2 protein-coding genes and 1 other annotated feature are annotated in these 1,922 nt (G+C 34.0%); both genes read right to left on the reverse strand.

Going from position 1 to position 1,922, the window contains the following annotated elements; translation table 11 throughout:
• Positions 1-19: 19 nt before the first annotated feature.
• Positions 20-225, reverse strand: a binding site (T-box leader).
• Positions 226-261: 36 nt separating this feature from the next.
• Positions 262-846 carry a ribosome biogenesis GTP-binding protein YihA/YsxC gene (yihA, locus tag RR643_RS11625; protein ID WP_332469713.1) on the reverse strand — a complete coding sequence of 195 codons (585 nt, stop codon included), beginning with the start codon at positions 844-846 and terminating at the stop codon, positions 262-264.
• On the reverse strand, positions 843-1,922 hold a 1,080-nt coding region (locus tag RR643_RS11630), incomplete at its 5' end, for a S16 family serine protease (RefSeq protein WP_332483318.1). The genes yihA and RR643_RS11630, both read right to left, overlap by 4 nt.

The raw sequence follows: 1,922 nt of genomic DNA on the forward strand, positions 1-1,922 counted from the left end.
AATAAAAAACGTCCTTCAACAAAAGGACGTTTTAATACGCGGTACCACCTTAATTCATAGTCTAAACTATGCACTTAACCTTTTAACGCAAGTGTACGGATTCTCCTATTAACTTAGAGAATCAACTCCTAGACTACTGTTCAATTTGTGTACGAACCTTTAACATCAACCAAGGTTTTTCTTGTTGTCACCACAAATTTACTTCCTTCTATTCAAAGTTGTTATGAATATTTTACCAAGATGTCTTGGAAAGTCAATACGTTATTCTTCAACAAAAGAATCAATCTTTTGCCAAAGTTCATCAACACCTTCTTTAGTTTCACTGCTGAAGTCAATAATACTTGTTGATGGAACTGCTAATGTCTCACTAATACATTTTTTAAGTTTCGCAAGTTCACTACGTTTGCATTTATCTTTTTTAGTTGCAATTACAACGATAGACATATGTAGTTCTCTTGCATATTCAATCATGATGATATCATCTTTTGTTGGTTTATGACGATAATCAACAATAAGAATCAAAGCTTTTAAATTAGGTCGATTACCAAAGTAACCATCCATCATTTCTCCAAATTGTATCAATTCTTTTTGGCTACGGTTCGCAAAGCCATATCCTGGAACATCCACCAACATGCAACGATTATCTACTTTAAAGAAGTTTAAGAAACGTGTCTTCCCTGGTTTATTTCCAACATAGGCTGCTTTTTTGCGGTTTACAAGTGCGTTTATTAGAGAAGATTTACCCACATTACTTCTACCTGCTAATACAAACTCAGGTAAATCTGATTGTGGGCAATCCTCAATTTTAGGTGAACTTGTAAGAAATTCTACCTCATGATAATTCATTGAACGAGTGCTTCTTTCAAAACTTGTTCCATTGATTCAACTGGAATGAATTGAACACTTTCTTTTACTGTATCTGGTATTTCATCTAAATCTTTCAAGTTACTCTTTGGAATAATAATATGCTTTATACCAACACGATGAGCCGCAAGACTCTTTTCACGTAAACCACCAATCGCAAGAACATTTCCACGAAGTGTAACTTCACCCGTCATCGCTAAATCAGAACGAACTGGTGTTTGAGTAATGGCAGATACTAGAGCAGTAGTTAAGGTAACCCCTGCACTAGGACCATCTTTTGGTACTGCACCTTCTGGTACATGGATATGAATATCATGGGAATCAAAGAATTTAGGATCAATCTTATATTTCTTTGCATTTGATTTAATATAATCTAAGGCAATAGAAGTCGATTCTTTCATAACATCACCCAGTTGACCCGTAACTGTGAAACGTCCTTTACCATCAAAGTATGTTACTTCTACTGGTAATACATCGCCACCAAATGATGTGTACGCAAGTCCTGTAACAACGCCAATTTGGTTTTTCTTTTCCTTTTGTCCATAATCGAAGATTTCTTTACCAAGCCATTCAAGAATTAATTTTTTAGTGACTTTGATTGATTTCTTCTTTTCTTTTAATATCGCAAGTACTGATTTACGGCATAACGATGCAATAACACGTTCTAATTGACGTACTCCCGCTTCGCGTGTGTAATGACGAATTAAATAATAAAGTTCAGCTTCTTCAAGTTTGAATTGTTTTTCTTTTAAACCATTCATAATTAATTGTTTTTTAATTAAATGATTTTCAGCAATCTTCACTTTTTCAACTTCAGTATAACTCGATAATTGAATGATTTCTAAACGATCTCGAAGTGCTGCAGGAATATCTTCAAGATAATTTGCAGTTGCGATAAACATAACATTTGATAAATCATATGCCTCTTCTAAATAATGATCAGAGAAGAATGCATTTTGCTCAGGATCTAATACCTCAAGCATTGCACTACTAGGATCACCTTTGTAATCGGAACCAAGTTTATCAATTTCATCAATTAAGAAGACAGGATTAATTAC

This window comes from Anaerorhabdus sp. (assembly GCF_036637135.1).
Lineage (GTDB): Bacteria > Bacillota_I > Bacilli_A > Erysipelotrichales > Erysipelotrichaceae > Anaerorhabdus.